The organism is Parasedimentitalea marina (assembly GCF_004006175.1).
Taxonomy (GTDB): Bacteria; Pseudomonadota; Alphaproteobacteria; order Rhodobacterales; family Rhodobacteraceae; genus Parasedimentitalea; species Parasedimentitalea marina.
Genome location: NZ_CP033219.1, coordinates 1,524,745 through 1,548,639 on the forward strand (window position 1 = coordinate 1,524,745; position 23,895 = coordinate 1,548,639).

Below are 23,895 nucleotides of genomic sequence, written 5' to 3' on the forward strand. Positions count from 1 at the left end.
CAATCCGGTTAAGTCGTTTTGACGTGCCTTCCGCATGGTGCAGCGCGTCGTTATTAAAAGCTTGTGTCATTCGCGGCCTCTTCAAACGCGGTCCGAAGGATTTCCGGGCATCAGGTCATAGGGGTGTTTCCAGCCGGGCAGGGCACTGATGCGGGTAAGCCATGCATCAATATTCGGGTAACCGGCGCGCTCAAAACCAAAAGGCTCGGGGTAATACAGATAGCCACAGCAGGTCAGATCCGCGTTGGTCAGCCCGTCTCCGACTATCCAATCCCGACCCTCAAGGTGGTGATCTAGTGTTTTAAAGGCCGCCTTTAACCGCCCTTTCATGAACCCGATGACATCGACAGGGCGCTTATCTTCGGGTATGAAATTGATCAGAAACCGGGTCATGCCAATCTGGCTGGACAGTTTGTGATTGTCCCACAGAACCCAACGTAGAACCTCATATTTGTCCTCCGCTGCACCGCCGAATTTTCCGGTTTTGTCAGTGACATATTGCTGAATGACACCGGACTGAGACAAGCGGGTATCGCCATCTATCATAACAGGGGCTTCGGCCATGACATTCATGTCGCGGTACTCGCTTGAGCGGTGAACGCCTCCAAAAAAATCAACGAATACTGGCTCCCAGTCCAAGCCTGACAGTTCAAGCGCCAGAGCGGCCTTATACGAATGGCCACTCTCGCCAAAACAATGCAGTTTAATAGTCATAATTGCTCCTCTTGATTGGCAAGGCAGCGGGGGTTTCACACCCCCGCACCCCCGTGGAGTATTTCAAAAAAAGATGAAGTCTTTCAGGGTTCGTTAACCATGATGGCAATAATGTGGCAGTGCGGTACAGGCTGGAGAGCCGATGACCGCAAAAGGTGAAGGCGCCCTTGCCTGATGGGGTCGAGCCTGTAGGCAAGGGTGTTGCCGTCCCTTCATCTTTTCTGAAATACTCCCGCCGGAGGCACCTTACATATGCGGCTGGGGAAAGCTTTGTCTGTGTCACAATGACCTCGAAATCAGTTCTTTCATGATCTCATTCGTGCCACCGTAAATCCGTTGCACCCTTGCGTCCGTCCACATTTCAGCCACTGCGTATTCTTGCATGAACCCATAGCCACCATGCATTTGCAGGCATTCATCCAATACTTCACCTTGAGTATCAGTGATCCAGTATTTCGCCATAGCAGCTTTTTCGACAGTCAACTCGCCGCGCAAATGGTCCGCCATGCATTCGTCAAAGAACGCGCGCGCCACTTTAGTCTTGGTCAGGCACTCCACCAGTTTGAAACGTGTATTCTGGAATTGGGTCAATGGTCCGCCAAAAGCCTCGCGCTCTTTGCAATAGGCAATGGTTCGTTCCACAGCACCTTCCATTGCGCCAATTGCACCAGCCGCGATGATCAAACGTTCCTGCGGCAATTGCTGCATCATCTGATAAAAGCCCTGACCCTCGGCGTTGCCCAGGATGTTTTCTGGCGGGATTTCAACACTGTCAAAGAACAGTTCTGATGTGTCCGCTGCGTGTTGTCCAATTTTGTCGAGGTTGCGACCACGCTGAAAGCCGGCGGCCCCGTCGGTTTCGACAACCACCAGCGAGACGCCTTTTGACCCCAGTGACGGGTCGGTTTTGGCTGCGACAATGATCAGATTTGCGTGCTGGCCATTGGTGATGAACGTCTTTTGCCCGCTCAGGCGGTAGGCGTTGCCATCGCGGATTGCCTTGGTCTTGATCCGCTGCACGTCCGACCCGGTCGAGGGTTCGGTCATCGCAAGTGCGCCGACCATCTCGCCCGAGACCATCCGGGGCAGCCAGCGTTGCTTTTGCTCTTCGCTGCCGTAGGCCAAGATGTAATGGGCAACGATGCCAGAATGAATACCCGCACCCCAGCTGGCCAGATTGGCACGGCTGCCTTCGATCAGGATTACGGCTTCATGTCCGAAATCACCACCTGCACCACCGTATTCTTCCGGGATCGAAGGGCATAGCAGGCCCAGCGCTCCGGCCTGATCCCAGGTCGAGCGGTCCATCATGCCCTGTTTGCGCCAAGCATCATATTTGGGCATCCATTCGTTGGTGATGAACTGGGCTGTCATATCGGCCAGCATCTGGTGCTCGTCGGTTTTCCAGGCGGACTGTGTGTTACTCGCTAAAGTCATGTCTCTCCCCTAGGTGCGCTCGTTTTGGCGCTTGCCTATCGTTTTCTGTCTTCCAGATCGGCGTTGAACAGGCGCAGCCGGTGGGTCAGGTTTTCTGTGTCGGTGACGCTGTCGAAGTTCTCAAACAAGAACGACAGGGCCTCGCCCTCGTCCAGACCGGCCTCGGATGCAAACCGTTTGAGACGGCGATAGCCATCTTCGGTCATTGCAACAGGAAAGCGTCGAGTCAGGCGAAACCGCTTGGGCATGTCAGGTCCTTGGAATATGGGTGGAAAAGCGGGGGAATTCCCCGCTATCCCGGTTTAAAATTGGTCAGCCTGCAGGGCCATCACTGTGTCCGCTCCGCTGGTAATGCGGGCCAAGTGCATGGTGGTGGCCGGCAGGCGACGTGCCATATAATACCGGCCTGTTGTCAGCTTTGTCTCATAGAACGCGGCGTCAGATGCGCCGCTGTCCAATGCGCCCAGGGCTGCTTTACCCATCTGTGCCCACATCAGGCCAAGGCAAACGTGACCGAACATGTGCATGAAGTCGTAAGACCCGGCCAGCGCGTTATTGGGGTTCTTCATGCCGTTTTGCATGAAATACATACCCGCAGCCTGCAGATCCTTGCTGGCAGCCTTCAGCGGAGTGATGAAGTCAGCGCTAAACTGCTCTGAGATATCACCGTTGTCTTTGCAGAAGGTTTTCACCAGCTCAAAGAACGCCATAACGTGCTTGCCGCCATCAACGGCGAGCTTTCGACCCACCAGATCCAGCGCCTGAACACCATTGGCGCCTTCATAGATCTGGGCAATCCGGGCATCGCGGGTGAACTGGCTCATGCCATGCTCTTCGATATAGCCGTGGCCGCCATATACCTGCTGCGCACGCACGGTCATGTCATAGCCTTCGTCCGTCAGGAAGCCTTTGATGACCGGGGTCAGCAGCGACACCAACCCATCGGCGTCTTTGTCCGCGCTGCGATGGGCGGCGTCGATCATCGAGGCGCCCCAAAGCAAAAAGGCACGGCCGCCCTCTGTAAAGCTTTTTTGATCCATCAGCGAACGGCGGATATCGGGGTGCACGATCAGCGGATCTGCGGGGCCGTCCGGGTTTTTGACCCCGGTGACATCGCGGCCCTGCAGGCGATCCTTGGCATAGATCACTGCATTCTGATAGGCCGCTTCGGCCTGGGATACACCCTGCATGCCGACACCCAGACGGGCCTCGTTCATCATGGTGAACATGGCGCGCATGCCTTTATGAAGGTCGCCCAGCAAATAGCCGGTTGCCTCGTCATAGTTCATCACACAGGTCGAATTGCCGTGGATGCCCATTTTCTTTTCGATATTGCCTACTGACACGCCGTTGCGCGCGCCCAGACTGCCATCGTCATTGACCATGAATTTGGGCACGATGAACAGCGACACGCCTTTGATACCGTCCGGTCCACCGGGGATCTTGGCCAGCACCAGATGGATGATGTTGTCAGCCATGTCGTGTTCGCCGGCTGAGATAAAGATCTTTTGGCCGGAAATCTTGTAACTGCCGTTTTCCTGTGGCTCGGCCTTGGTGCGCATCAGGCCAAGGTCAGTGCCGCAATGCGGTTCAGTCAGGTTCATGGTGCCGGTCCAGTCGCAGGCGACCATCTTGGGCAGGTAGGTGTCTTTTTGCTGGTCAGTGCCATGGGCCAGAATGGCCGAAGCCGCACCATGGGTCAGGCCCTGATACATCACAAAGGCCTGATTGGCGCCCGAGAACATCTCGCCGACGGCGGTGCCCATGACATAGGGCATGTTCTGACCGCCGTACTGCTCGGGCATATCCAGCCCGGTCCAACCGCCGTCTTTCATTTGCTCAAATGCAGCCTTGAACCCGGTTGGAGTGCGGACAACACCGTTTTCCAGCGTGCAGCCTTCGGTGTCACCAACCGTGTTCAGCGGTTGCAGAACCTCGCCAGCAATTTTGCCGGCTTCTTCCAGGATCGCATTGGTGAAATCCGCGTCCAGCTCGTCATAACCAGGCACACTAGAGGCGGTGACGTTCAGCACGTCGTGCAACAGGAATTGCATGTCTTTGATGGGGGCGTTGTAAACGGGCATTGGGGCCTCTTTGATCTCTGGATACAGCGGTGTCTTGGCGGCCACTCTGCTGGTGGCTGTTTTGGGGCGGGGGGGCGGAGGCCTATTCAGCGGCCTCCTGGCCTTGGCTAAATGAAGCGATTACTTTTTCGCCCCATTTCAATTGTTCTTTCAGCTCATCAATGGCTTCGTTCAGCTCGTCGCGCTGACGTTCCATATCGCTCAGTCTTTCATGGGCGATTTCATAGGTGCGCGAGAGCTGAGTGTGGTTCTGGTCACCGGTGTGATAGAGATCCAGCAGCTGACGGATTTCCTCCAGGCTGAAGCCAAACCGCTTGCCACGCAAAATCAGTTTCAACCGGGCGCGGTCGCGTTTGGTGAACAACCGTTTCTGACCCTCACGGATCGGAAACAACAGCTCTTTGGCCTCATAGAACCGCAAAGTCCGTGGAGTCACCTGATAGGCGTCACACATCTCGCGGATATTCAAAGTCACTTCTGGCACATCAGTCATTTCGGTCACTCTCGCTACTGGTGTTGTCCTAGGCTGAGTTACTTGAGCTTGTTACAGCACAGCCCTTACGTTGACGTAAGCTATACCCTACGTCAGCTGATTTGTGACGTGGGGTCTGAGTGATTTGACGCAGCGTCGTTCGGTCAAATCCGTAAAAATAGCAGTGCAGGCTATCAAAATAGGAACGTCAAAATACCAAAGTTCAAACTTTATAACGGCGCAGCCAGCGGACTGCAGGTGGTTTTCACGATGGCATGTTCCGCCCAGAAATACAAAAGCCCCGCTTGCGGCGGGGCTAGGTAAGCTGGATTTTGCTGACGGATTTGTTGAACTTACGCCAAACTGCGGGCGGTAGTTTCGCGCAGCGAACTAAGTTCGTTCATTGCCTCTTCCAGTTGTTCACGCTGGTTTTTCAGTTCGATCATCTGGCGATCTGCCATTTCCAAAAAGGCCTGCGCTTGGGCTTGGTTGCCCTCGTTTTCATAGATCATCAGCCATTGGCGGATCTCTTCCAGCTGAAAGCCAAACTTACGACCGCGCATGATCAGTTCCATCCGGGCCCGCTCGCGGGAAGTGTAAAAGCGAGACCGGCCTTCGCGGTCAGGCTGTAAAAGTTCTATGTATTCATAATAGCGAAGGGTACGTGGCGTCACATCAAACGCCGCGCACATCTCTTTGAATGACATTCTTGTTTCGGTCATCCACCATCCTCCTTGGGGGCAACCTAGGCCCTTGTTTTAGGTAGTGCAACAGGTGCGGTTGTACTATGACCAACCATTACGCATTAAGCTGTGCGTATAACGTAAAGGAGAGCGGCATGAGCGATAAGGCGCAGTTGGCACGCCAGTTTATTGGGGCGATTCCACATGCTCAGGAACTGGGTATGGTATTGGAAAACCTGGGTGATGGGACGGCCGAAATTTCCATGCCCTATGACGAGAAACTAATTGGCGACCCTGATACCGGCGTTATTCACGGTGGTGCGGTGTCGGCGCTGATGGATACCTGTTGCGGCGCTGCCGTGATGTGCCACCCCGAGGCACCGGGCGGCACTGCGACCATTGATCTGCGTATCGAATATATGCGCGCTGCCACTCCGGGACAGACAATTATGACCAAAGCCACCTGCCACCATATCAGCCGCAATGTTGCCTTTGTGCGCGCCGTCGCCCTGGATGATGACCGCGAAAATCCTGTGGCCACAGCGACCGCTGCCTTTTCTGTGGAGGCCAAGTTTTGAGCCGCCCGCGTCCGGAGCCGATCCAGGTGGTGAAACAGCGCCGTGATGCTGCCTTGGCGGCATTGGTGGCCTCGGTTCCCTATATCCAGTTCCTGAATATCAGCTTTGATCGTCGCGGGGACGAGCTGACGGGGCAGATGAATTTTGACCAGAAACTGATCGGCAATCCCTTTTTGCCCGCGCTGCATGGTGGGGCTACGGCGGCGTTTCTGGAAATGACCGCGATGATGGCACTGAACTGGATGCACCTCTGGCCCAAGATCGAAGCCGGTGAGCTGGACGCGGTGGACATGGCCGCGGGCAGGTTGCCCCGACAACCCAAGACCATTGATTTCACCGTTGATTACCTGCGCTCGGGACTGCCGCGCGACGCCTATGCCCGTGCCACTGTGGCCCGGTCTGGCCGTCGGTTCGCCAGTGTCCGGGTCGAGGCCTGGCAGGATCACAAGGACAGACCCTTTGCGCAGGCAGTCGGTCACTTCTTGATGCCGCAGGGAGAAGACAAGCGTGACGTTAAGCCCGACTGAGGCGCCGCTGACCCATCGCCGGGTACTGAAAATTGCCCTGCCGATAGTGTTGTCTAATGCCACGGTGCCGATCCTCGGGGCTGTGGATACGGGCGTGGTCGGCCAGATGGGTCTGGCGGCGCCAATAGGCGCGGTTGGAATTGGCGCGGTGATCCTGGCCACAATCTACTGGATCTTTGGCTTCCTGCGGATGGGGACCACCGGCCTGGCTGCACAGGCGCGCGGGGCAGGGGACACGGCAGAAACCGGTGCATTACTGATGCGTGGGCTGTTGCTGGCCTTTGCTGCGGGTGCGTTTTTCATCGTCACACAGGCGGGTGTGTTCTGGGGTGCCTTTGCCCTGGCCCCAGCCAGCGCCGAGGTTGAAACACTGGCGCGTGACTACCTGCAGATCCGGATCTGGGGCGCGCCTGCGACAATTGCTCTTTATGCGGTGACCGGCTGGTTGATTGCGGTCGAGCGAACACGCGGCGTGTTTGTCCTGCAAATCTGGATGAACGGGCTGAACATCTGTCTCGACCTTTGGTTTGTGTTAGGTCTGGGCTGGGGGGTCGAGGGCGTGGCCATTGCCACATTGATCGCCGAATGGACGGGACTGTTTCTGGGGCTCTGGCTGTGTCGCGACGCCTTTGCCGGAAAGCAGTGGTGCAACTGGGCGCGGGTCTTTGATCGCCAACGCCTGCACCGCATGATGAAGGTCAACGCCGATATCATGGTGCGCTCGATCCTGTTGACCGGATCTTTCACCACCTTTTTGTTTATTGGCGCAGACCTGGGCGACGTCACGCTGGCGGCAAATCAGATCTTGATCCAATTTCTGGAAATTACCGCCTTTGCCCTGGATGGCTTTGCCTTTTCAGCCGAGACATTGGTTGGAGGGGCCGTCGGGGCCAAAAGCCGGGCTCGCTTGCGTCGGTCCTCGATCATTGCATCGCAATGGGGATTGGGCGGTGCGTTGATTTTAGGGGTAAGCTTCTGGCTGGCGGGGCCCTGGGTAATTGACATGATGTCCACCTCGCCAGAGGTCCGCGCCGCCGGACTGGACTACCTGATCTGGGCGGCCGCTGCACCGGTGATTGGTATCGCCAGCTGGATGTTCGACGGCATTTACATCGGAGCCACCTGGACCCGCGAGATGCGCATCGCAATGTTGCAGTCCGTTGCGGTCTACATCCTGTCTTTGTTTGTACTGGTGCCGCTATATGGCAATCACGGCCTTTGGGGCGCGCTGATGGTTCTCAACATCATGCGTGGGCTGACGCTGGGATTGCAATATCCCCGGCTCGAGGCGCAGGTTGGCGCCTGATCCATACCTGCCCCCCCCATATCGGGGGGGCAGATCCGATGTCTTACAGCAGCGCTTCTAGCGCCTCGGTTGGCCGGCCAATAACTGCCAAATCGCCCGTGACCGCAATGGGCCGCTCTATCAACGCAGGGGTCTGCACCATGGCCGCCAGCAGTTCACCGTCATCCATGTCCTCGCGCAACCCCAGCTCTTTGAACAGCTTATCCTTGGCGCGCATCATATCGATTGCTGCACCGCCAAGCTTGGTCTGAACCTGTCTGATCTCGTCCAGAGAGGGGGGATCTTGCAGGTAAAGCCGTTGCTGAACCGCGACGCCTTTGTCTTGCAACAATGCCAGCCCGGCGCGGGATTTTGAGCAGCGCGGATTGTGCCAATAGGTGATCATAGCCAGTCGCTCCGTTTGCTGCCCACGGCCTGCGCCACGTTGTCGAACCCGTCACGCGCCAAAAGATCATCCAACCCGCGGGCGATGTCTCCGGCCAGGGACAGGCCATGATAAACCAATGCCGTATACAGCTGCACCGCGCTGGCCCCGGCACAGATCTTGGCATAGGCCTGTTCAGCCGAGCTGATGCCGCCAACGCCGATCAGTGGGATTTTACCGTCCAGCAGCAGCGACAATTGCGCCAACACGCGGGTAGAGGCGTCAAACAGCGGCGCGCCGGACAGTCCCCCGGCCTCGCCTTTATACACGCTTTGCAGCCCCTCACGTGACAGGGTGGTATTGGTGGTGATCACCGCATCAATGCCGGTCTCAGTCGCGACTTCGGCAATATCGCGCAGTTCATCTGCAGTCAGATCCGGTGCAATTTTCAGGAACACCGGAATATTGCGATCCAGGTTATTGCGGGTGTCGATAACACCGCTCAGCAGGGCCGTCAGGGCAGCCTTACCCTGCAGGTCGCGCAGTTTTTCGGTGTTAGGCGAGGACACATTCACGGTGGCAAAGTCCAGATGCGCGCCGCAATGCTGTAACACACGGGCAAAGTCGCCGGCACGATCATCGCTGTCTTTGTTGGCGCCAAGGTTCAGGCCAATCACCGCATCCTTGGGACGCTGTGACAGGCGTTGACCGATAGCCTCCATGCCTTGGTTGTTAAAGCCAAACCGGTTGATGGCCGCCGCGTCCTCGGTCAATCGGAACAGGCGCGGTTTGGGATTGCCAGCTTGCGCGCGCGGCGTGGCAGCGCCAACCTCGATAAAACCAAACCCCGACTTGGCCAACGGTGCCAGCACTTCGGCGTTTTTATCAAACCCTGCGGCCAGCCCGACCGGATTGGGCAATTCCATCCCCGCAACTGTGGTCTTCAAACGGGAGGAAGTCACCGGACCCGGAGTAGGAACAAGCCCCATTTTCAAGGCTTTGATCGACAAACCATGGGCGGTTTCAGGATCAACCTGATGCAGGGCCTTAAGACCCATTTTCTCAATCAGGTTCATGCCATGTCAGCCGGGAACTGGTGCAGACCATCGACAAAGGGCAGCGGTTTCACCCAGAGCATCTCGTCCAGCTTCAACGGGCGGAACAGATGCGGAAACAGCGCATCCCCGCGCGAGATTTCCCATTTCAGCGCTTCGCCCAGGGCATCGGCGTCAAAGGCCAGCAACATCAGCCCTTCGACCCCGGCAAAATGCTTGGCGGCGGTTTCAGCGGACTGTGAGGCTGTCGAGAAATGAATGAACCCATCGCTCAGATCGATTGCGGCGCCCAGAGTTTCCCCCTGAGAGTCGAATGCCGCCCATTCGTCGGCACGGAAGATTTTGTAAATTTGCATGGCAGCCTGATGCCCTGCGGCTGCGTCCGGGTCAAGACATTGGCGCTACTGCGTCGAATTCCCCGCTTTTCCCCCTGACCTGTCATGGCACTGTCACGCAGACTGTTTACCTGTCCGTGTATGTGGGTGCCGTGACATTAGCCTTGCGATTTCAAATGCTGGACGCAAGTATGTCATATTCCCTTATGCGGCGTAGCGACGCTCGCCACGGGGGCAAAAAAAATAATCTGGGAGACTACTATTATGATGATGCGAATTCTGACATCGGTCGCCGCCTTAGGGCTGACGGCCGGTATGGCAGCTGCGGACTACAACCTGACCATTTTGCACACCAATGACTTTCATTCCCGGTTTGAGCCGGTCAGCAAATATGACAGTGGCTGCCGCGAAGGTGACAATGCCGAAGGCAAGTGTTTCGGTGGGACCGCACGTCTGGTGACAGCGATCGCGGATGCGCGCGCGCGTTCGAACAACTCGATCCTGGTTGACGGTGGTGACCAGTTCCAGGGCTCGCTGTTCTATACCTATTACAAGGGTAAGGTTGCGGCTGAGTTCATGAACAAATTGGGCTATGACGGCATGACCGTTGGCAACCACGAGTTCGACGATGGCCCCGAAGTTTTGCGCGGGTTCATGGATTCGGTTGATTTCCCCATTCTGATGTCCAATGCCGACGTCAGCGCCGAGCCTACTCTGGCTGGTGTGCTGAACAAATCCACCGTCATTGAACGTGGCGGCGAAAAGATCGGCCTGATCGGTCTGACTCCAGAAGACACCCACGACCTGGCCAGCCCTGGCAAGAACATCACCTTTGGTGATCCGGTTGCTGCGGTGCAGGCCGAAGTTGACCGTTTGACAGCTGAAGGCGTGAACAAGATCATCGTGCTCAGCCACTCGGGTTATGTTGTCGACCAAAAGGTTGCAGCCGAGACCACGGGTGTTGACGTGATCGTAGGTGGCCACTCGAACAGCTACCTGTCAAACGTATCAGACCGCGCTGTTGGTCCGTATCCAACTATGGTCAAAGATACCGCGATTGTGCAGGCCTATGCCTATGGCAAATTCCTGGGCGAGCTGAACGTCACCTTTGACGATGCCGGTAATGTGGTTGAAGCCAGCGGTGAACCATTGAGCATGGATGCCACCGTCGCCGAAGACGAAGCCACCGTTGCCCGCATCACCGAGTTGGGCACACCGCTGGAGGAAATCCGCACCAAAGTTGTGGCTGAATCTGCCGAGGCCATTAACGGTGACCGCGCTACCTGCCGTATTCAGGAATGCCAGATGGGCAACCTGGTGGCTGATGCGATGCTTGCACGGGTCAAGGATCAGGGCGTAACCATTGCAATTGCCAACTCTGGTGGCATTCGTGCCAGCATGGAGCCGGGCGAAGTCACCATGGGCGAAGTGCTGTCGGTTCTGCCGTTCCAGAACACCCTGTCGACCTTTGAACTGGATGGCGCGACTTTGGTTTCAGCACTGGAAAACGGTGTGAGCCAGGTGGAAGAGGTCAAAGGCCGTTTTCCACAGGTTGCGGGTCTTAAGTTCAGCTGGGACGCAAGCGTAGCAGCTGGTGAAGGCCGTATTCAGGACGTCATGGTTGCCGATGGTGACGGTTTTGTTGCCGTTGATCCGGCCAAGACATACATGGTTGTGACCAACAATTACGTGCGTGGCGGTGGTGATGGTTACAAGATGTTCTCAGGCGACGACAAGAACGCCTATGACTTTGGCCCCGATCTGGCCGACGTTCTGGCGGAATACATGGCAACCAACTCGCCCTATACGCCTTATATTGATGGACGTATCGAACAAAAATAATCGCATCTTGATGTGATGACATGGCCCCGCCCGAGCGATCCGGCGGGGCTTTTGCCTGTTTAGTCTCAGGTCGTTGATGGGCATCAGAGGGTGCAAAAAGATGGCTGACGCCCGGTCCCGGGCACGATAGTCTGGCCCCATGTGTGGACGTTTTGCCATTACCCTTCCGAATGACGCCATGGCGCAGCTCTTTGCGGCGCAGCCAGCGAATAATTTGCCGCGCGTCCCAAATTTCAACGTTTGCCCCACCACTCAGGTGCATGTGGTTCAATCTGGTGCGACCGGACGGCAGTTGGTCTCTATGCGCTGGGGGTTTTTACCACATTGGTATCAATCGGCCTCGGCTGGACCATTGCTGATCAATGCGCGGGCCGAATCCATTGCCCAAAAACCTGCCTTTGCCAAGGCGTGCCGCGAACGAAGGTGCCTGATCCCGGTTACCGGGTTTTATGAATGGACCAAGGATGATCAGGGCCGCAGACTGCCTTGGTATATCCAGCGCCGTGACGGCGCGCCGTTGGCCTTTGCCGGGATCTGGCAAAGCTGGGGTAAAGAGGATCCGTTTAACACCTGTGCCATCGTGACCACCGGCGCCAATCAAGCCTTATCGACCATCCATCACCGGATGCCGGTAATACTGGATCAATCAGACTGGGCGCTATGGTTGGGCGAGGCCGGGCAGGGGGCCGCGACACTGATGCAACCAGGTGACGAAGATCTGCTGCAGTGGCATCGCGTTGACCCGGCTGTCAATTCAAACAGGGCAGAGGGGCCCGAGTTGATTGAACCCTTTGAGCCAGAGTCGGTGCCGCGTGGTCAGCTGATTTAGCAGCAGCGCCTATTCGGCGGCCTTGGACAAGTCACGGTGCGGCGCACGGCTGAGTTCATTGCCGGCCCGGATGACCTTTTTTATCAGGTGTACAAGCTGTTCCTGTTCCTCTGGCGACAGCCCTGACAGGATTTCCGGTTGTGCCGCCTCGACTTGAGGGTGGGCGATGGTCAATAGCTTTTCACCATCCTCAGACAAAAACAACTCACGCGCACGACGGTCTGACTTGCTTACCTTGCGCAGCACAAGCCCGCGGGCGTCCAAACGGTCAATAACTTTGCCAAGTGTCGCCCGGTCATAGGCGATCAATCCAGCCGCCGAAGCTTGGTCAATACCGGGATTATCGCGGATCGCACACAGCGCCGCATATTGCACGGGTGTCAGGGATAGCTCTGCACTGGCAACCTGTTCCATAAAGCGGGCAACGGATATCTGGTTCAGCCTGCGGATGAGATGGCCGGGCATACTGTGAATGTCGAGAGATTGTAATTCCATACTGGTTACGCAACTTATCCTAGTTTTAGGGTGGAAGGTCACCCTTATAAAGAGCATGCTCTGAAACGCTCAACATTAGGTTACTTTTCTCATGCGGGGGGACGCAAGCAGGTTTTACCCGTATTGACTATGAAACGACGCTTCCCCTTACTCGGCGCTGCGGCTAGAGGTGGCCCATGGCTTTGACTTTTGCATCTCTTATCGAATTATTGGATCACTCTTATGATAGCGTGATTGACGTCCGAAGCCCGGATGAATTTGCGGAAGATCATGTGCCAGGTGCTATTAACCTGCCGGTTCTGGACAATGATGAGCGGGCGAAGGTTGGGACGATGTATGTCCAGCAAAGCCGGTTTCTGGCCCGTAAAATGGGCGCCGCCATGGTGTTTCGCAATGCTTCTCGCCATGTGGAAACGGCACTGGCCGACAAAGACGGCGGTTGGAAACCAATGGTCTATTGTTGGCGCGGTGGTCAGCGGTCGGGCTCTTTTACTTGGTTATTACAACAGATTGGCTGGCGTGCAGAGGTGATAGAGGGTGGCTATCAAACCTACCGGAGGTTGGTGAAATCCTATCTGTATGACACGCCCTTGGCACATCCTCTGGTGGCGCTGGATGGCTATACCGGCACCGCCAAAACCGATCTGCTAAAACTGGTGAAAACCAATGGAGTGCAGGTTCTGGATCTTGAGGGGCTGGCCAACCACCGTGGCTCATTGCTTGGCGGTAACCAGGGGCCACAACCAAGTCAAAAGGCGTTCGAAACAGAGCTTGCGGCGCAGCTGGCCCGGATGGATCCCAGTCGCCCGGTGCTGGTCGAGGCGGAATCCAGTAAAATCGGCGAGCGGATCATTCCGCCCTCGCTTTGGACTGCGATGAAGGCGGCGCCCCGTATTCAGGTCACCGCCCCGGTGGCGGCGCGGTGCCGCTATCTGGTACAGGCCTATGACGACATTCTGTCAGATTCGGTGACACTGCGCCGGAAACTGGAACCGCTGCGGGCGCATCGCTCTCACGCGGTGGTGGATCATTGGCTGGGGCTGATCACAGCAGGCGATAAGGCTGCGTTGACACAATCCCTGATGGTGCAGCACTACGATCCGTCTTACGCCAAATCGCGTCAGACACTGGACGCCGAAGTCCTGGCCGAGGTGCAGGTGGCAGAGCTGGACGCTAATGGATTGGCTGCGGCTGCGGATCGGATAACCCAGTTGATGCAAAGCCACGGCGCGAATTGAAGCGCAAGCACGGTGCCTGATCTGTTCTAGGTGACGGAAATACCCGCACCTTTAATCACAGCCCCGATGACCGCCGCAGCTTCACCCGCCTGATGCAAGGTCCTAACCAGCTCTTCGGCGTCCTGAGCTGCGACCGCAGCCAGCAGCCCGCCGGCGGTTTGAGGGTCAAACAACAGATCCTGTACTCCGGCTGTCTGAAACCCGGGGGCCAGCCGCTGGTTGTCAGCGAATAGCGATGAGCGCACGCCCTGTGCGGCCAGTTGACCGGCGCCCTGCATCAGGGGAACTGAGTCAAAATGCAACTCAGCCCCAACACCCGAGGCCTCGCAGATGCCCGCCAGATGCCCGTAGAGGCCAAACCCGGTTACATCAGTCATCGCATGGGCGCCTTGCAGAATTTTTGCGGCTTTGGCCTGCGGGCGGGCCATCTGTGCCAGCGCCGTAGTCACCCATGCGCCAGTGGCCTGTCCCGCCATTTCCGCAGCCATGATCACCCCCGATCCGATGGGTTTGGTCAGGATCAGGAGGTCTCCGGGTGTTGCACCAGCCAGGGTGATGGGGGCCTGCGGGCACAGGCCGGTCACGGTAAATCCGATGGTCAGCTCATCACCAAGCGAGGTATGGCCACCTACGATTTCGGCACCAGCATCGCGCATGACGCCGCTGGCTGCCTGCATGATTTCGCGTAATGTACGTTCCTGCAGTTGGGGTGACATGCGCGGCAGGATCAGGTTGGCGGTGGCGGCTTGCGGCTCTGCCCCCATCGCCCAGATATCCCCCAGCGCATGTACGGCTGCGATGCGGGTCATCAGCTCCGGATCGGCGCAAAAGGCGCGCAGGTGGTCCGAGCTGATGACCTGCTGCACGCCACCCGTGGTGAGCAGGGCCGCATCATCACCGGGTAATGGCGTGATATCATCGCGCGCACTGTCGGGCATCGGGGCGAGTGCCGCACGCAGGGCATTGCGGCCAACCTTGGCGCCGCAACCGCCGCACATGGGTTTGTCCCCCAGCGCCTCAGCCATGCCCAGGGTATGATAGCTGGGCAGCGCCGGTTGCTCCATTTGCGGCAAATCGCGAAAACGGGTCATGAATGTCTGGTCGATGTGATCTTTCCAGCGCCACATCAGAGGCCCCGACAGGCTGCGCCCAAAGCGCTCCGCCAGGGCCGATTTTTCTCCCAGCGAGATCAGTTTCAGATATTCTTTTTGTGGTTTGTACGCGCGCAGGTCACCACCGCTGAGGGCAGCCTGCAAGTTGTCAAACAGAACCGGCGCCTGGCGCACTGCAAAGACACCGGCCTTGGGACGTGGTGCGTGGCTCAGGTGGGCGCAATCGCCGGCGGCAAACACCGCCGGATCCGAGCTTTGCAACTGGGCATTTACTGTGATGTAGCCATCTGTTTGGGTCAGACCGGATTTTCCGATCCAGTCATAGGCGCGGGCGCCCGCAGCACCGGTGGTGAAATCCGACAGCACCTCGCGGCCATCTTTCAGACGGATGTGATCGGGCTCGATACTGGCTATCTCGGCGTTTTCAATCAGGGTCACGGACTGCGCGGTCAGCGCTGTGCGAAGTTTGGTGCGGGCACTCTGTCCTAAAGCCGCCAAAGCCTCGGCGCTGTCGATCAGAGTTGCCTGCGCCAACCGCCCGCGTCGGCGCAGGGCATGGGCCATCGCCAGTACCAGCTCCACGCCAGCCACACCGCCGCCAATGACCGCGATATGGGCAGGGTCGTCGCCTTGGCGAAAGGCGTCCCATTTGGCAGCAAAGACCCCCAATGGCTTGGCGGGTACGCCATGCGCAGCAAAGCCGGGCAACTCGGGCATGTCACAAGTGATACCAACATCAACCGAGGCCAGGTCATATTCAATGGGCGCCCGGCCCGGAACCTGTACGCAACGGGCCGTGGTGTCGATTGCCGTGGCGGCCCCAATGATGACGCGCGCGCCAGCAAAACGCGCCAGCTTCACCAGATCAATGTCCAATGCGTCGCGGCTGTAGTGACCGGCAATGAACCCCGGCAACATGCCGGAATAGGCCGCTGTAGGGGTTGGGTTGATCAGTGTCAGTCGGGCACCGGGCATTGGCGCCATGCCCCATTTGCGTAGCACCAATGCATGGGTATGGCCGCCGCCAACCAATACCAGATCTCGGGTCAGTGGCAGATGCGGGTCAATCATTGTCGATGGGGCCTTGTCTCAGATCTTGAGTGGGTCATCCGGGCGGCGGATGTCCCCTTAGCTTTGGTGATCGCTTGGATCATCCAGATCCTGGGTGGCCCAAGATCCGTCTTCGCCCGCCGCTGGCAGGCTGTCGCGGCTTTCCTTCTGGTGAATATGCACCTTGGCGATAAAGTTCGCGGTGATGGGTGCGGTGAGCAGCAGGAACAGGGTGATCATCAGCTCATGCACCGACCAGTGCGGCCCCATGGCAAAGGCATGTGTCATCGAGGCCAGCAGCACGCCGCCAACCCCCAGAGTGGTGGCTTTGGTCGGGGCATGCAGCCGCGACATGGCGTCGTTCAGTTTGAGCAGGCCAAACGAGCCAACCAGCCCAAAGACACCAGCCATGATCAGAAATCCGGTGATCAACAGTTCGAAAAACAGGTCCATATCTGCCTCACTCGATGATGTTGCCGCGCAGGATAAAGCGCGCGTAGGCCACAGTAGAGACAAAGCCGAGCATGGCGATGATCATCGAGGCCTCAAAATAAATGCCAGTGCCCAGGGCAATGCCGTAAAGCACCATCAGGGCGATGGCGTTGATGAACATGGTGTCCAGCGCCAGAATGCGGTCGGCGATCTCCTCTGCGAACAGCACTTTCCACAGGTTCATCAGAACCGCGAGGGCGAAGCAGCCAAAGGCGAAAATAGCGGCATAGGTGATCATTCGAAAATCTCCATCAGGCGGCGCTCGTAGCGTTGTTTGATATCATCGCGGACATCGTCCGGGTTGGGGGCATCCAGGCAGTGAACCAAAAGCGCGTGCCCCTCGGCCGAGACATCCGCTGTTACGGTGCCGGGAGTCATGGTGATGGTTCCGGCCAATGTGGTGATTGCCTCGGGGGTGCGCAGGTCTAGTGGGATTGTGACCCAATTGGGCTGACGTTTGGCGTTGGATTTAAACACAACGATTTTGGCGACGACAATATTGGCCACGACGATGTCGTAGAGCACCAGCAGGATGTACAAAACAACTTTGACTGGTCGCTTGACCGTGGGGCGGTTTGGCCAGAATGGCTGGGTGACAAAGGGAATAATCACCCCCAACCCAAATCCAAACACCAGCGAGTTCAGCGAGTAGCCGTTGACCAGCAACAGCCAGGTCACGGTCAACAACAGCGTTAGAAACGGGTGTGGTAGCAGACGTTGCAGCAGTCTCATTGCTCAGCCCTCTTTAGAACCGCGTCAATGTAGATGTCTGGATCAAACAGCTGTGCGGCGGTGGCATTGGTATAGTCCAACATGGGGCCCGCGAATACGGTCAGCAGCACCAGTCCGGCCAGAAGACCAAAGCAGGCGACAAATGGCAGGGTAGGGGCCGAAGGTGCCAAGGCCTCTGGTTGGGCCTGGGCGTCATCCACTGGCACCTCAGGTTCGGGCTCACGGATATGACTGGCGTCATGGCTTTTCCAGAAGATCTCGGTTCCGGCGCGGGCGAAGCCGATGATGGTGATCAGCGAGCCGACCAGAATGACGGCCCAGATCCACCAGACCAGATCATGGCCGCGGGCCGCGTCCATGACCAGCAGCTTGCCGACGAACCCTGACAATGGAGGCATTCCGGCCATGGCGATGGCGCCGACAAAGAACAGGGATGCAATCAGCCCGGTCTGTGCCATGGGGCGTTGTGCGATGATGTCGCCACCCCGGCGCTCCATCACCAGATCGGCGACCAGGAACAAAAGGCCAGCAGCAAGGGTTGAATGTACGGTGTAATAGAGCGCCGCTGCGGTGGCTTGCGGCGTAAACAGAGCAATCGCCACCAGCAGCGTGCCCATGGACGCGATCGCGCCAAAGGCGACCAAGCGCCCAATTTCGCGTGCGCCCAGCACACCAATCGCTCCGATTGCCAAGGTCAGCAGCGCCGCGGGCAACAGCCAGTCGCCGATCAACCCTGCGGTGGCTGCGACCTCGGGGCCAAACACCAGCGTATACATGCGCAGGATGCCATAGGCGCCCACTTTGGTCATGATGGCAAACAATGCCGCCACCGGCAGGGGGGCATTGGCATAAGAGGCTGGCAGCCAGAAGTGCAGCGGCAGCACAGCGGCCTTGATGGCAAAGACCAGAAGCAACATGATTGCACCCACCCGCAACAGGGCGGTATCATCCGCTGGCAGCTCGCCCACGCGGACCGCCAGATCGGCCATGTTCAGCGTGCCCGTGACTGAGTAGAGCGTGCCCAGGGCAAACAGGAACAGGCTGGAGCCCAGCAGGTTATAGACCACATATTGCACCCCGGCCTGCAGCCGCTTGGTGCCGCCGCCGTGAATCATCAACCCATATGAAGCGATCAGCAGAACCTCGAAGAACACAAACAGGTTAAAGGCATCGCCGGTCAGAAAAGCCCCGAGAATGCCCATCAGCTGGAATTGCAGCAGTGCGTGGAAATGGCGGCCTCGGGCATCCCAGCCTGATCCGATCGCATAGAGCACAACCGCAAGGGCCAACCCACTGGTCAGCAGCAGCATCAGGGCCGAGAGGCGGTCCAGCACCAGCACAATGCCAAAAGGAGCAGGCCAATTGCCCAGCTCATAGACCTGAACGGTGCCGTCAGCGGCCTGCGCCCCCAGCACCAGGGTGATCGCCAGCAGCGCGATGACGCTGGCAAGCGAGAAGATCCGTTGCAGGCTCAGGTGGTGACGCAGCACCATGATGGTGAAAGGCGCGACAATAGCGGGCAGCACCACAGGCGCAATCAGCAGGTGGTTCATGCGTCATCTCCTGCGCGCGTCGTGTCTTCGACCATGTCAATCTGGTCATCCTTGGCCGACAAGTAGGCCCCCAGCGCAATCATCACCACGACGGCTGTCATGCCAAATGAGATCACGATGGCGGTCAGCACCAGCGCCTGTGGCAGTGGATCGGTATAGGCGACCTCGGCGTATTTGTTCAGCACCGGAGGGGCGTTGACCATCAATCGTCCAGTGGCAAACAGAAACAGGTTCACGCCATAGGTCAGCAGCGAAAGTCCCAGAATAACGGGAAAGGTACGTTTGCGCAGGATCAGATAGACCCCCGCTGCGGTCAGAATGCCAACGGCCGAGGCAAACAGGAATTCCATTCTCAAGCCTCCTCTTCACTCTTGGGCGCGTCATCGCGGGCCGGGTTGATGTCCATTGCGTGTTCCGACTGCATACCGGGCTGCCAGGCGAAGCGCGCCAGGCTTTCCAGGGTCAGCATCACCGCGCCAACCACGGCAAGGAATACGCCGAGGTCAAACAGCGCTGCAGTGGCCCATTCGAATTTCTCGAGTGGCGGCCAGTGCAGGTAACCAAAAGAGCTGGTCAGGAAAGGCCTGCCCGCCAGCCATGACCCCATGCCGGTGGTGGCCGCAATCAGCACCCCAGAGCCGATAATGCCGTGGTAATAAAACCGTTGTCGCTCGGCCGCCCAGCCAAACCCCGAGGCCATATACTGCATCAACATGGCAATCGCCGCGATCAAGCCGGCGATGAAACCACCACCCGGCAGGTTGTGGCCGCGGAAGAAGATATAACCCGCAACCATCAGTGCCAGTGGCATCATCACCCGCGTGGCAACAACCATCATCAACGGGTGCGGATCACCGTCTTGTGGCAGGTCGGGTTTGCGATTCAGCAGATATGCGCGCACCTTCGAGCCCAGAATGGCCTCGGTCAGGGCGTAGATTACAACAGCAGCGATCCCCAGCACGATGATCTCGCCAAAGGTATCGTAGCCCCGGAAGTCAACCAGGATCACGTTGACCACATTGGTTCCGCCGCCGCCCTTGTACGAGTTGGCGAGGTGGAATTCAGAAATCGACGGCGCGATGAACTCACGGGTCATCAGCGCGTAGATCAGCCCCCCAATGCCTGCACCGGCGACAGTTGCAATTGCACCATCCCGCAACCGGGTACTGACGGGGCTTTCAACCGGCGTTTCCTTGGGCAGAAAGTTCAGCGCCAGCAGCATCAGAATGATGGTGACAACCTCGACCGAGATCTGCGTCAGCGCCAGATCCGGCGCCGATAGATAGTTGAACGACAGCGAGACAACCAGACCCACAACGCCGATTAACACCAGTGACAGCAGACGTTTGCGGTGGTTCAGCACGATGAACAGCGTGGCCAGAACCAGGCTGATCCAACCGATAATCGGCAGCGGACCGGCCTCTTGCACCGCGCGTGTCGCCTGCGCGGCCACTCCGGACTGATAGGCGTAAAATGAAATGCCGGTGGTAAAGACGATCATGATGGCCGAGTAGCGGGTGATCGAGCCATTGTGCAGCGCATCGCTGAGCCCTCGGCTGGCCCGGGTGACCGCACCAAGCAGAGCGTCAAAGATGTCCTTGGCCTCGGGGCGGGGCGCATCATTCCACATTTTCGCCAGTTTCGGATGGGCCCAAAGTAGAATGACACCGCCTGTAATGGCAGCGACTGACATCAGCAGCGCAGCGTTGATGCCGTGCCATAGCTTGGGGTTGAAATACGGTATTTGGCCATCGCCAATCACTGCCGCAGCCGCCGTTGAAACAACCGGGCCGGAAATAATTCCAGGGGTTAGGCCAATCGCGACCACCAACAGCGCCAGAAAGGCGGGTGCCAGCCACAGCCCGACACCGGGATCATGCGGCTGCGCGGGATAATCGCGCCGCTGCGGGCCCAGAAACACATGCACGATATAGCGAAACGAATAGGCAGCCGAGAACATGGCGGCAAAGACCGCCAGACCGGGCACCAGATAATGCGACTCGCGCCACAGGGTGGTGATGGTCTCTTGCAGCATCATCTCTTTGCTGAGGAAGCCGTTCAGCGGCGGAATACCAGCCATCGACAGCGAGGCAATGAGAACGATGGTAAAGGTGATCGGCATCAAATGCCTGAGCCCTCCCAATCGTTTGATATCACGGGTGTGGGCACTGTGGTCAACAATGCCAGCCGTCATGAACAGCGCAGCCTTGAATGTCGCATGATTGACGATGTGGAACACCGCCGCAATGGCGGCCGGCTTGGTGCCGAACCCCAGCAGCATGGTGATCAGCCCCAGATGGCTGACAGTTGAGAACGCCAGCAGCGCCTTCAGGTCATCCTTGAACAGGGCAATCACCGCGCCCAGCACCATGGTGATCAAGCCGGTGGTGGCGACGATATAGAACCAGGCCTCGGTTCCGGCCAGCACCGGCCACATCCGCGCCATCAGGAACAACCCGGCCTTTACCATGGTGGCCGAATGCAGATAGGCCGACACCGGTGTTGGCGCGGCCATCGCGTGCGGCAGCCAGAAATGGAACGGGAACTGCGCGGATTTGGTAAAGGCCCCGATCAGGATCAGGATCAGCGCGGGCAGATAAAGCGGCGAGGCCTGGATCAGCTCTTTGTGTTGTAAGATCACGGTCAGATCATAGGATCCGACGATGTGACCCAGGATCAGCATGCCCCCGATCATCGCCAGACCACCGGAGCCGGTCACCGCCAGCGCCATCCGCGCGCCTTGGCGCCCCTCGGGCAGGTGTTTCCAATAGCCGATCAACAGGAATGAGCTAAGGGACGTCAGCTCCCAGAAAACCAGCAAAAGCAGGATGTTGTCGGACAAAACGATACCGATCATCGCCCCCTGGAATAGCAGCAGATAGGTGTAGAACTGCCCCATCGGATCCTCACGCGACAGGTAGAACCGCGCATAAAGGATGATCAGCAGGCCAATGCCCAGAATGAGCCCAGCAAACAGCAGGCCCAGCCCATCAAGATAAAAGTTGGCGTTCAGTCCCAAGCCGGGCAGCCAATCCAGCCGTGCCTGCACCACGTCGCCGCGTAGAACGGCAGGGGCATTCAGTAACAGACCAATAAAGGCCAGCAGGGTGGTGAACCCGGCCGAGGCGGCTGCGGCATTGCGTCCGGCGCGGATCAACAGCGCAGGGAAAAGCGCACCAAGAAAGGGCAGGGCCGCAATCAGAAAGAGGGACACGTGATGATCTCCGGGCTTGGGCAAGGCAAATTTACAGTTGCCTAAGCATTTTTTGGCATCAGGGCCAGCCCCTGTAGGGGGGCAGAGACGGATTGCGATGTATTTTGTTGAATTCTCGCGCTTAAACTGGTGGTTCAGGGCGGCGTTGACAAGAACTTGATGGCTGCGTCAGTGGCTTTTTCTGACCGGGGCGGCTGAACATGCTAGGCGGCTTGTATAGAGACACCATTGATCTGGAGAGCCGAATGCCCCAAGTGAACCTATCCAGACGACATGTGCTGCTTGGTGGCGGTTGTGCGGTTGCGGCGGTGGCAGGTGGCCTTTGGTGGCGTCGCCAGGCCCCGGATCACGATCAACCGCGATTGACTGTGGCCGAAGCCTATCAGCAGGCGCAAGCGGGCGAGATTACTTTGATCGACATTCGCACCCCGCTGGAATGGAAAACAGTCGGCGTGCCCGTAGGAGGGCATCCGATCGATCTGCGGCGCGAAGATTTCGCCGAGGCCGTGGCACAGGCAGCCGGAGGCGACCGTAACGCGCCTATCGCGCTGATCTGCGCCGCTGGCGTGCGTTCGGCCCGCATGACACTGGCATTGAGTGACGCGGGGTTCAGCAATATTATCGACGTTCCCGAAGGCATGCTAGGGTCACGCAGTGGACCTGGCTGGGTCGCCAGCAATCTGCCGGTTGCGCGGTGGCAGGAATGAAGGGGGCAAGGGGTGTGGTTGGCGTGGCGCTGGCTCTCATCGCGGGTCTTTGGGGCGATGCAGCACGCGCAGGCTGTGATGGCTTGGCAGAACCCTGTCAGATCAGCACCGGTTCCTATCACATAAGTCTGCCGGATGATGCGCAGAAACCAGTGCCCGTGGTGATGTTTTTGCATGGCTATGGGGGATCCGGCGCGGGCACGATGAAGAACAGGCCTATGGTCGAGGCTTTATTGGCGCGCGGCTATGCGGTGATTGCCCCAGATGCCACCCGGCGCCGCAATGGCAATAGATCCTGGGTGTTTTATCCCGGCTGGGAAGGCCGTGATGAGGCTGCGTTTCTGCGCGATGTGATGGCCGATGCGGGGGATCGGTTTGGTGTGTCTCTGCAGAATACGGTATTGGCCGGGTTTTCGGCCGGCGCTTTCATGGTGAATTATCTGGCCTGTGAGGCCCCGGATGATTTTGCGGCCTATGCGCCGGTATCGGGTGGGTTCTGGCGACCTCAACCCGAGCGTTGTGTGGCCCCGATCCGACTGTTTCACACCCATGGATGGAGCGATAGAACCGTGCCGCTGGAGGGGCGCTACCTGGGCGATAAGCAGTTTCAGCAAGGAGACATATATGCTGGTCTCGAGCTGTGGCGACAAACAAATGGCTGCGACGGTCATGCACCGGACAGGTCGTGGCAAGACGGGGAATTCCTGCGCCGCCGCTGGGACTGCGGCGTGGGCGGGGACATTCAGTTCACCTTGTTTTCGGGTGGACACACTCTGCCAAAAGGCTGGGCAGATCAAATGCTGAACTGGTTTGAAGCCGGGTAATTCTATTTGCGGAATTCGGTTCGAGCCACGGGGGTGTTCTACGAAGTATCTCAGGTTCTTTCACCGGATGTTCGATTTGTGCGCAACGGCTCCCGCCCGTCGTCGGCCTCCTTTCGGAGACGCTCCTCCCGTTGGGCCTGGCGCCGCGCTTTGCGCGGCGCCAGGCCCAAGTCCGCCAAGGGGATTTGGCAAAGCCAGATCCTCTGCGGGCACGGGAGCGCACCGAGTCGTAGGGTGCGACGTCCTGAATAT

General features: G+C 58.1%; 25 protein-coding genes. 8 read left to right on the plus strand and 17 right to left on the minus strand.

Going from position 1 to position 23,895, the window contains the following annotated elements:
• Positions 1–81 precede the first annotated feature (81 nt).
• From EBB79_RS07340 to EBB79_RS07365, 6 genes are all read right to left on the minus strand, one after another.
• The gene (locus EBB79_RS07340) at positions 82–714 is read right to left on the minus strand and encodes a glutathione S-transferase family protein (RefSeq protein WP_127748298.1); all 633 of its coding nucleotides are present in this window, start codon (positions 712–714) and stop codon (positions 82–84) included.
• 279 nt (positions 715–993) lie between these two features.
• Positions 994–2,151, minus strand: a complete 1,158-nt coding sequence (locus EBB79_RS07345; RefSeq protein ID WP_127748299.1) for an acyl-CoA dehydrogenase family protein — start codon at positions 2,149–2,151, stop codon at positions 994–996.
• 35 nt (positions 2,152–2,186) lie between these two features.
• Positions 2,187–2,399: a hypothetical protein gene (locus tag EBB79_RS07350; RefSeq protein ID WP_127748300.1), complete on the minus strand. Its 213-nt coding sequence runs from the start codon at positions 2,397–2,399 to the stop codon at positions 2,187–2,189.
• Between the two features lie 54 nt (positions 2,400–2,453).
• Positions 2,454–4,235: an acyl-CoA dehydrogenase C-terminal domain-containing protein gene (locus tag EBB79_RS07355; RefSeq protein ID WP_127748301.1), complete on the minus strand. Its 1,782-nt coding sequence runs from the start codon at positions 4,233–4,235 to the stop codon at positions 2,454–2,456.
• 82 nt (positions 4,236–4,317) lie between these two features.
• Positions 4,318–4,719, minus strand: coding sequence for a MerR family transcriptional regulator (locus EBB79_RS07360; protein WP_420850397.1), 402 nt, complete (start codon positions 4,717–4,719; stop codon positions 4,318–4,320).
• A 341-nt stretch (positions 4,720–5,060) separates the two neighbouring features.
• Positions 5,061–5,429, minus strand: a complete 369-nt coding sequence (locus EBB79_RS07365; protein WP_127748303.1) for a MerR family transcriptional regulator — start codon at positions 5,427–5,429, stop codon at positions 5,061–5,063.
• A 116-nt stretch (positions 5,430–5,545) separates the two neighbouring features.
• On the opposite strand from EBB79_RS07365, the gene EBB79_RS07370 reads away from it, so the two are divergent.
• From EBB79_RS07370 to EBB79_RS07380, 3 genes are read left to right on the plus strand one after another with little or no spacing between them, the layout of a single operon-like run.
• Positions 5,546–5,968: a PaaI family thioesterase gene (locus EBB79_RS07370; RefSeq protein ID WP_127748304.1), complete on the plus strand. Its 423-nt coding sequence runs from the start codon at positions 5,546–5,548 to the stop codon at positions 5,966–5,968.
• Positions 5,965–6,495 (plus strand): PaaI family thioesterase, encoded by a 531-nt coding sequence (locus EBB79_RS07375; protein WP_127748305.1) that lies wholly within the window; start codon positions 5,965–5,967, stop codon positions 6,493–6,495. The genes EBB79_RS07370 and EBB79_RS07375 overlap by 4 nt, the downstream gene beginning before the upstream one ends.
• A complete protein-coding gene (locus tag EBB79_RS07380) occupies positions 6,476–7,801 on the plus strand; it encodes an MATE family efflux transporter (RefSeq protein ID WP_127748306.1) in 1,326 nt (441 codons plus the stop codon). The genes EBB79_RS07375 and EBB79_RS07380 overlap by 20 nt, the downstream gene beginning before the upstream one ends.
• A gap of 43 nt (positions 7,802–7,844) precedes the next feature.
• Here the strand turns inward: EBB79_RS07380 and arsC are convergent, their stop codons facing one another.
• From arsC to EBB79_RS07395, 3 genes are read right to left on the minus strand one after another with little or no spacing between them, the layout of a single operon-like run.
• Positions 7,845–8,186: an arsenate reductase (glutaredoxin) gene (gene arsC / locus EBB79_RS07385; protein WP_127748307.1), complete on the minus strand. Its 342-nt coding sequence runs from the start codon at positions 8,184–8,186 to the stop codon at positions 7,845–7,847.
• A complete protein-coding gene (locus EBB79_RS07390) occupies positions 8,183–9,241 on the minus strand; it encodes a quinone-dependent dihydroorotate dehydrogenase (protein ID WP_127748308.1) in 1,059 nt (352 codons plus the stop codon). The genes arsC and EBB79_RS07390 overlap by 4 nt, the downstream gene beginning before the upstream one ends.
• Positions 9,238–9,576, minus strand: coding sequence for a DUF952 domain-containing protein (locus EBB79_RS07395; RefSeq protein ID WP_127748309.1), 339 nt, complete (start codon positions 9,574–9,576; stop codon positions 9,238–9,240). The genes EBB79_RS07390 and EBB79_RS07395 overlap by 4 nt, the downstream gene beginning before the upstream one ends.
• Positions 9,577–9,819: 243 nt before the next feature.
• Between EBB79_RS07395 and EBB79_RS07400 the strand changes: the two genes are divergently transcribed.
• A complete protein-coding gene (locus EBB79_RS07400) occupies positions 9,820–11,397 on the plus strand; it encodes a bifunctional metallophosphatase/5'-nucleotidase (protein WP_127748310.1) in 1,578 nt (525 codons plus the stop codon).
• 139 nt (positions 11,398–11,536) lie between these two features.
• Positions 11,537–12,226 (plus strand): SOS response-associated peptidase, encoded by a 690-nt coding sequence (locus EBB79_RS07405; protein WP_127748311.1) that lies wholly within the window; start codon positions 11,537–11,539, stop codon positions 12,224–12,226.
• A gap of 9 nt (positions 12,227–12,235) precedes the next feature.
• On the opposite strand, the gene EBB79_RS07410 is transcribed toward EBB79_RS07405, so the two are convergent.
• A complete protein-coding gene (locus tag EBB79_RS07410) occupies positions 12,236–12,721 on the minus strand; it encodes a MarR family winged helix-turn-helix transcriptional regulator (RefSeq protein WP_202977644.1) in 486 nt (161 codons plus the stop codon).
• Positions 12,722–12,897: 176 nt separating this feature from the next.
• Between EBB79_RS07410 and mnmH the strand changes: the two genes are divergently transcribed.
• Positions 12,898–13,959: a tRNA 2-selenouridine(34) synthase MnmH gene (gene mnmH / locus EBB79_RS07415; protein ID WP_127748312.1), complete on the plus strand. Its 1,062-nt coding sequence runs from the start codon at positions 12,898–12,900 to the stop codon at positions 13,957–13,959.
• A gap of 26 nt (positions 13,960–13,985) precedes the next feature.
• Here the strand turns inward: mnmH and selD are convergent, their stop codons facing one another.
• Genes selD through EBB79_RS07450 form a run of 7 tightly spaced genes read right to left on the minus strand, consistent with a single transcriptional unit; the run spans position 13,986 to position 22,112 of the window.
• On the minus strand, positions 13,986–16,142 hold the full coding sequence (gene selD, locus EBB79_RS07420; protein ID WP_127748313.1) for a selenide, water dikinase SelD: 2,157 nt from the start codon (positions 16,140–16,142) through the stop codon (positions 13,986–13,988).
• 57 nt (positions 16,143–16,199) lie between these two features.
• Complete coding sequence (locus EBB79_RS07425) at positions 16,200–16,574, minus strand: Na+/H+ antiporter subunit G (RefSeq protein WP_127748314.1); 375 nt, start codon at positions 16,572–16,574, stop codon at positions 16,200–16,202.
• Between the two features lie 7 nt (positions 16,575–16,581).
• On the minus strand, positions 16,582–16,851 hold the full coding sequence (locus EBB79_RS07430) for a K+/H+ antiporter subunit F (RefSeq protein ID WP_127748315.1): 270 nt from the start codon (positions 16,849–16,851) through the stop codon (positions 16,582–16,584).
• Positions 16,848–17,345 (minus strand): Na+/H+ antiporter subunit E, encoded by a 498-nt coding sequence (locus EBB79_RS07435; RefSeq protein WP_127748316.1) that lies wholly within the window; start codon positions 17,343–17,345, stop codon positions 16,848–16,850. Before EBB79_RS07435 ends, EBB79_RS07430 begins: the two co-directional genes overlap by 4 nt.
• On the minus strand, positions 17,342–18,898 hold the full coding sequence (locus EBB79_RS07440; protein WP_127748317.1) for a monovalent cation/H+ antiporter subunit D: 1,557 nt from the start codon (positions 18,896–18,898) through the stop codon (positions 17,342–17,344). The genes EBB79_RS07435 and EBB79_RS07440 overlap by 4 nt, the downstream gene beginning before the upstream one ends.
• The gene (locus EBB79_RS07445; protein ID WP_127748318.1) at positions 18,895–19,248 is read right to left on the minus strand and encodes a Na+/H+ antiporter subunit C; all 354 of its coding nucleotides are present in this window, start codon (positions 19,246–19,248) and stop codon (positions 18,895–18,897) included. Before EBB79_RS07445 ends, EBB79_RS07440 begins: the two co-directional genes overlap by 4 nt.
• Before the next feature lie 2 nt (positions 19,249–19,250).
• Positions 19,251–22,112 (minus strand): monovalent cation/H+ antiporter subunit A, encoded by a 2,862-nt coding sequence (locus EBB79_RS07450; RefSeq protein ID WP_127748319.1) that lies wholly within the window; start codon positions 22,110–22,112, stop codon positions 19,251–19,253.
• 245 nt (positions 22,113–22,357) lie between these two features.
• Here EBB79_RS07450 and EBB79_RS07455 point away from each other — a divergent pair, with 245 nt between their 5' ends.
• Together EBB79_RS07455 and EBB79_RS07460 are read left to right on the plus strand one after the other, a co-directional pair.
• Positions 22,358–22,819 (plus strand): rhodanese-like domain-containing protein, encoded by a 462-nt coding sequence (locus EBB79_RS07455; RefSeq protein ID WP_177627786.1) that lies wholly within the window; start codon positions 22,358–22,360, stop codon positions 22,817–22,819.
• Positions 22,816–23,643 carry a CE1 family esterase gene (locus EBB79_RS07460; protein ID WP_127748321.1) on the plus strand — a complete coding sequence of 276 codons (828 nt, stop codon included), beginning with the start codon at positions 22,816–22,818 and terminating at the stop codon, positions 23,641–23,643. Before EBB79_RS07455 ends, EBB79_RS07460 begins: the two co-directional genes overlap by 4 nt.
• Positions 23,644–23,895: the final 252 nt, after the last annotated feature.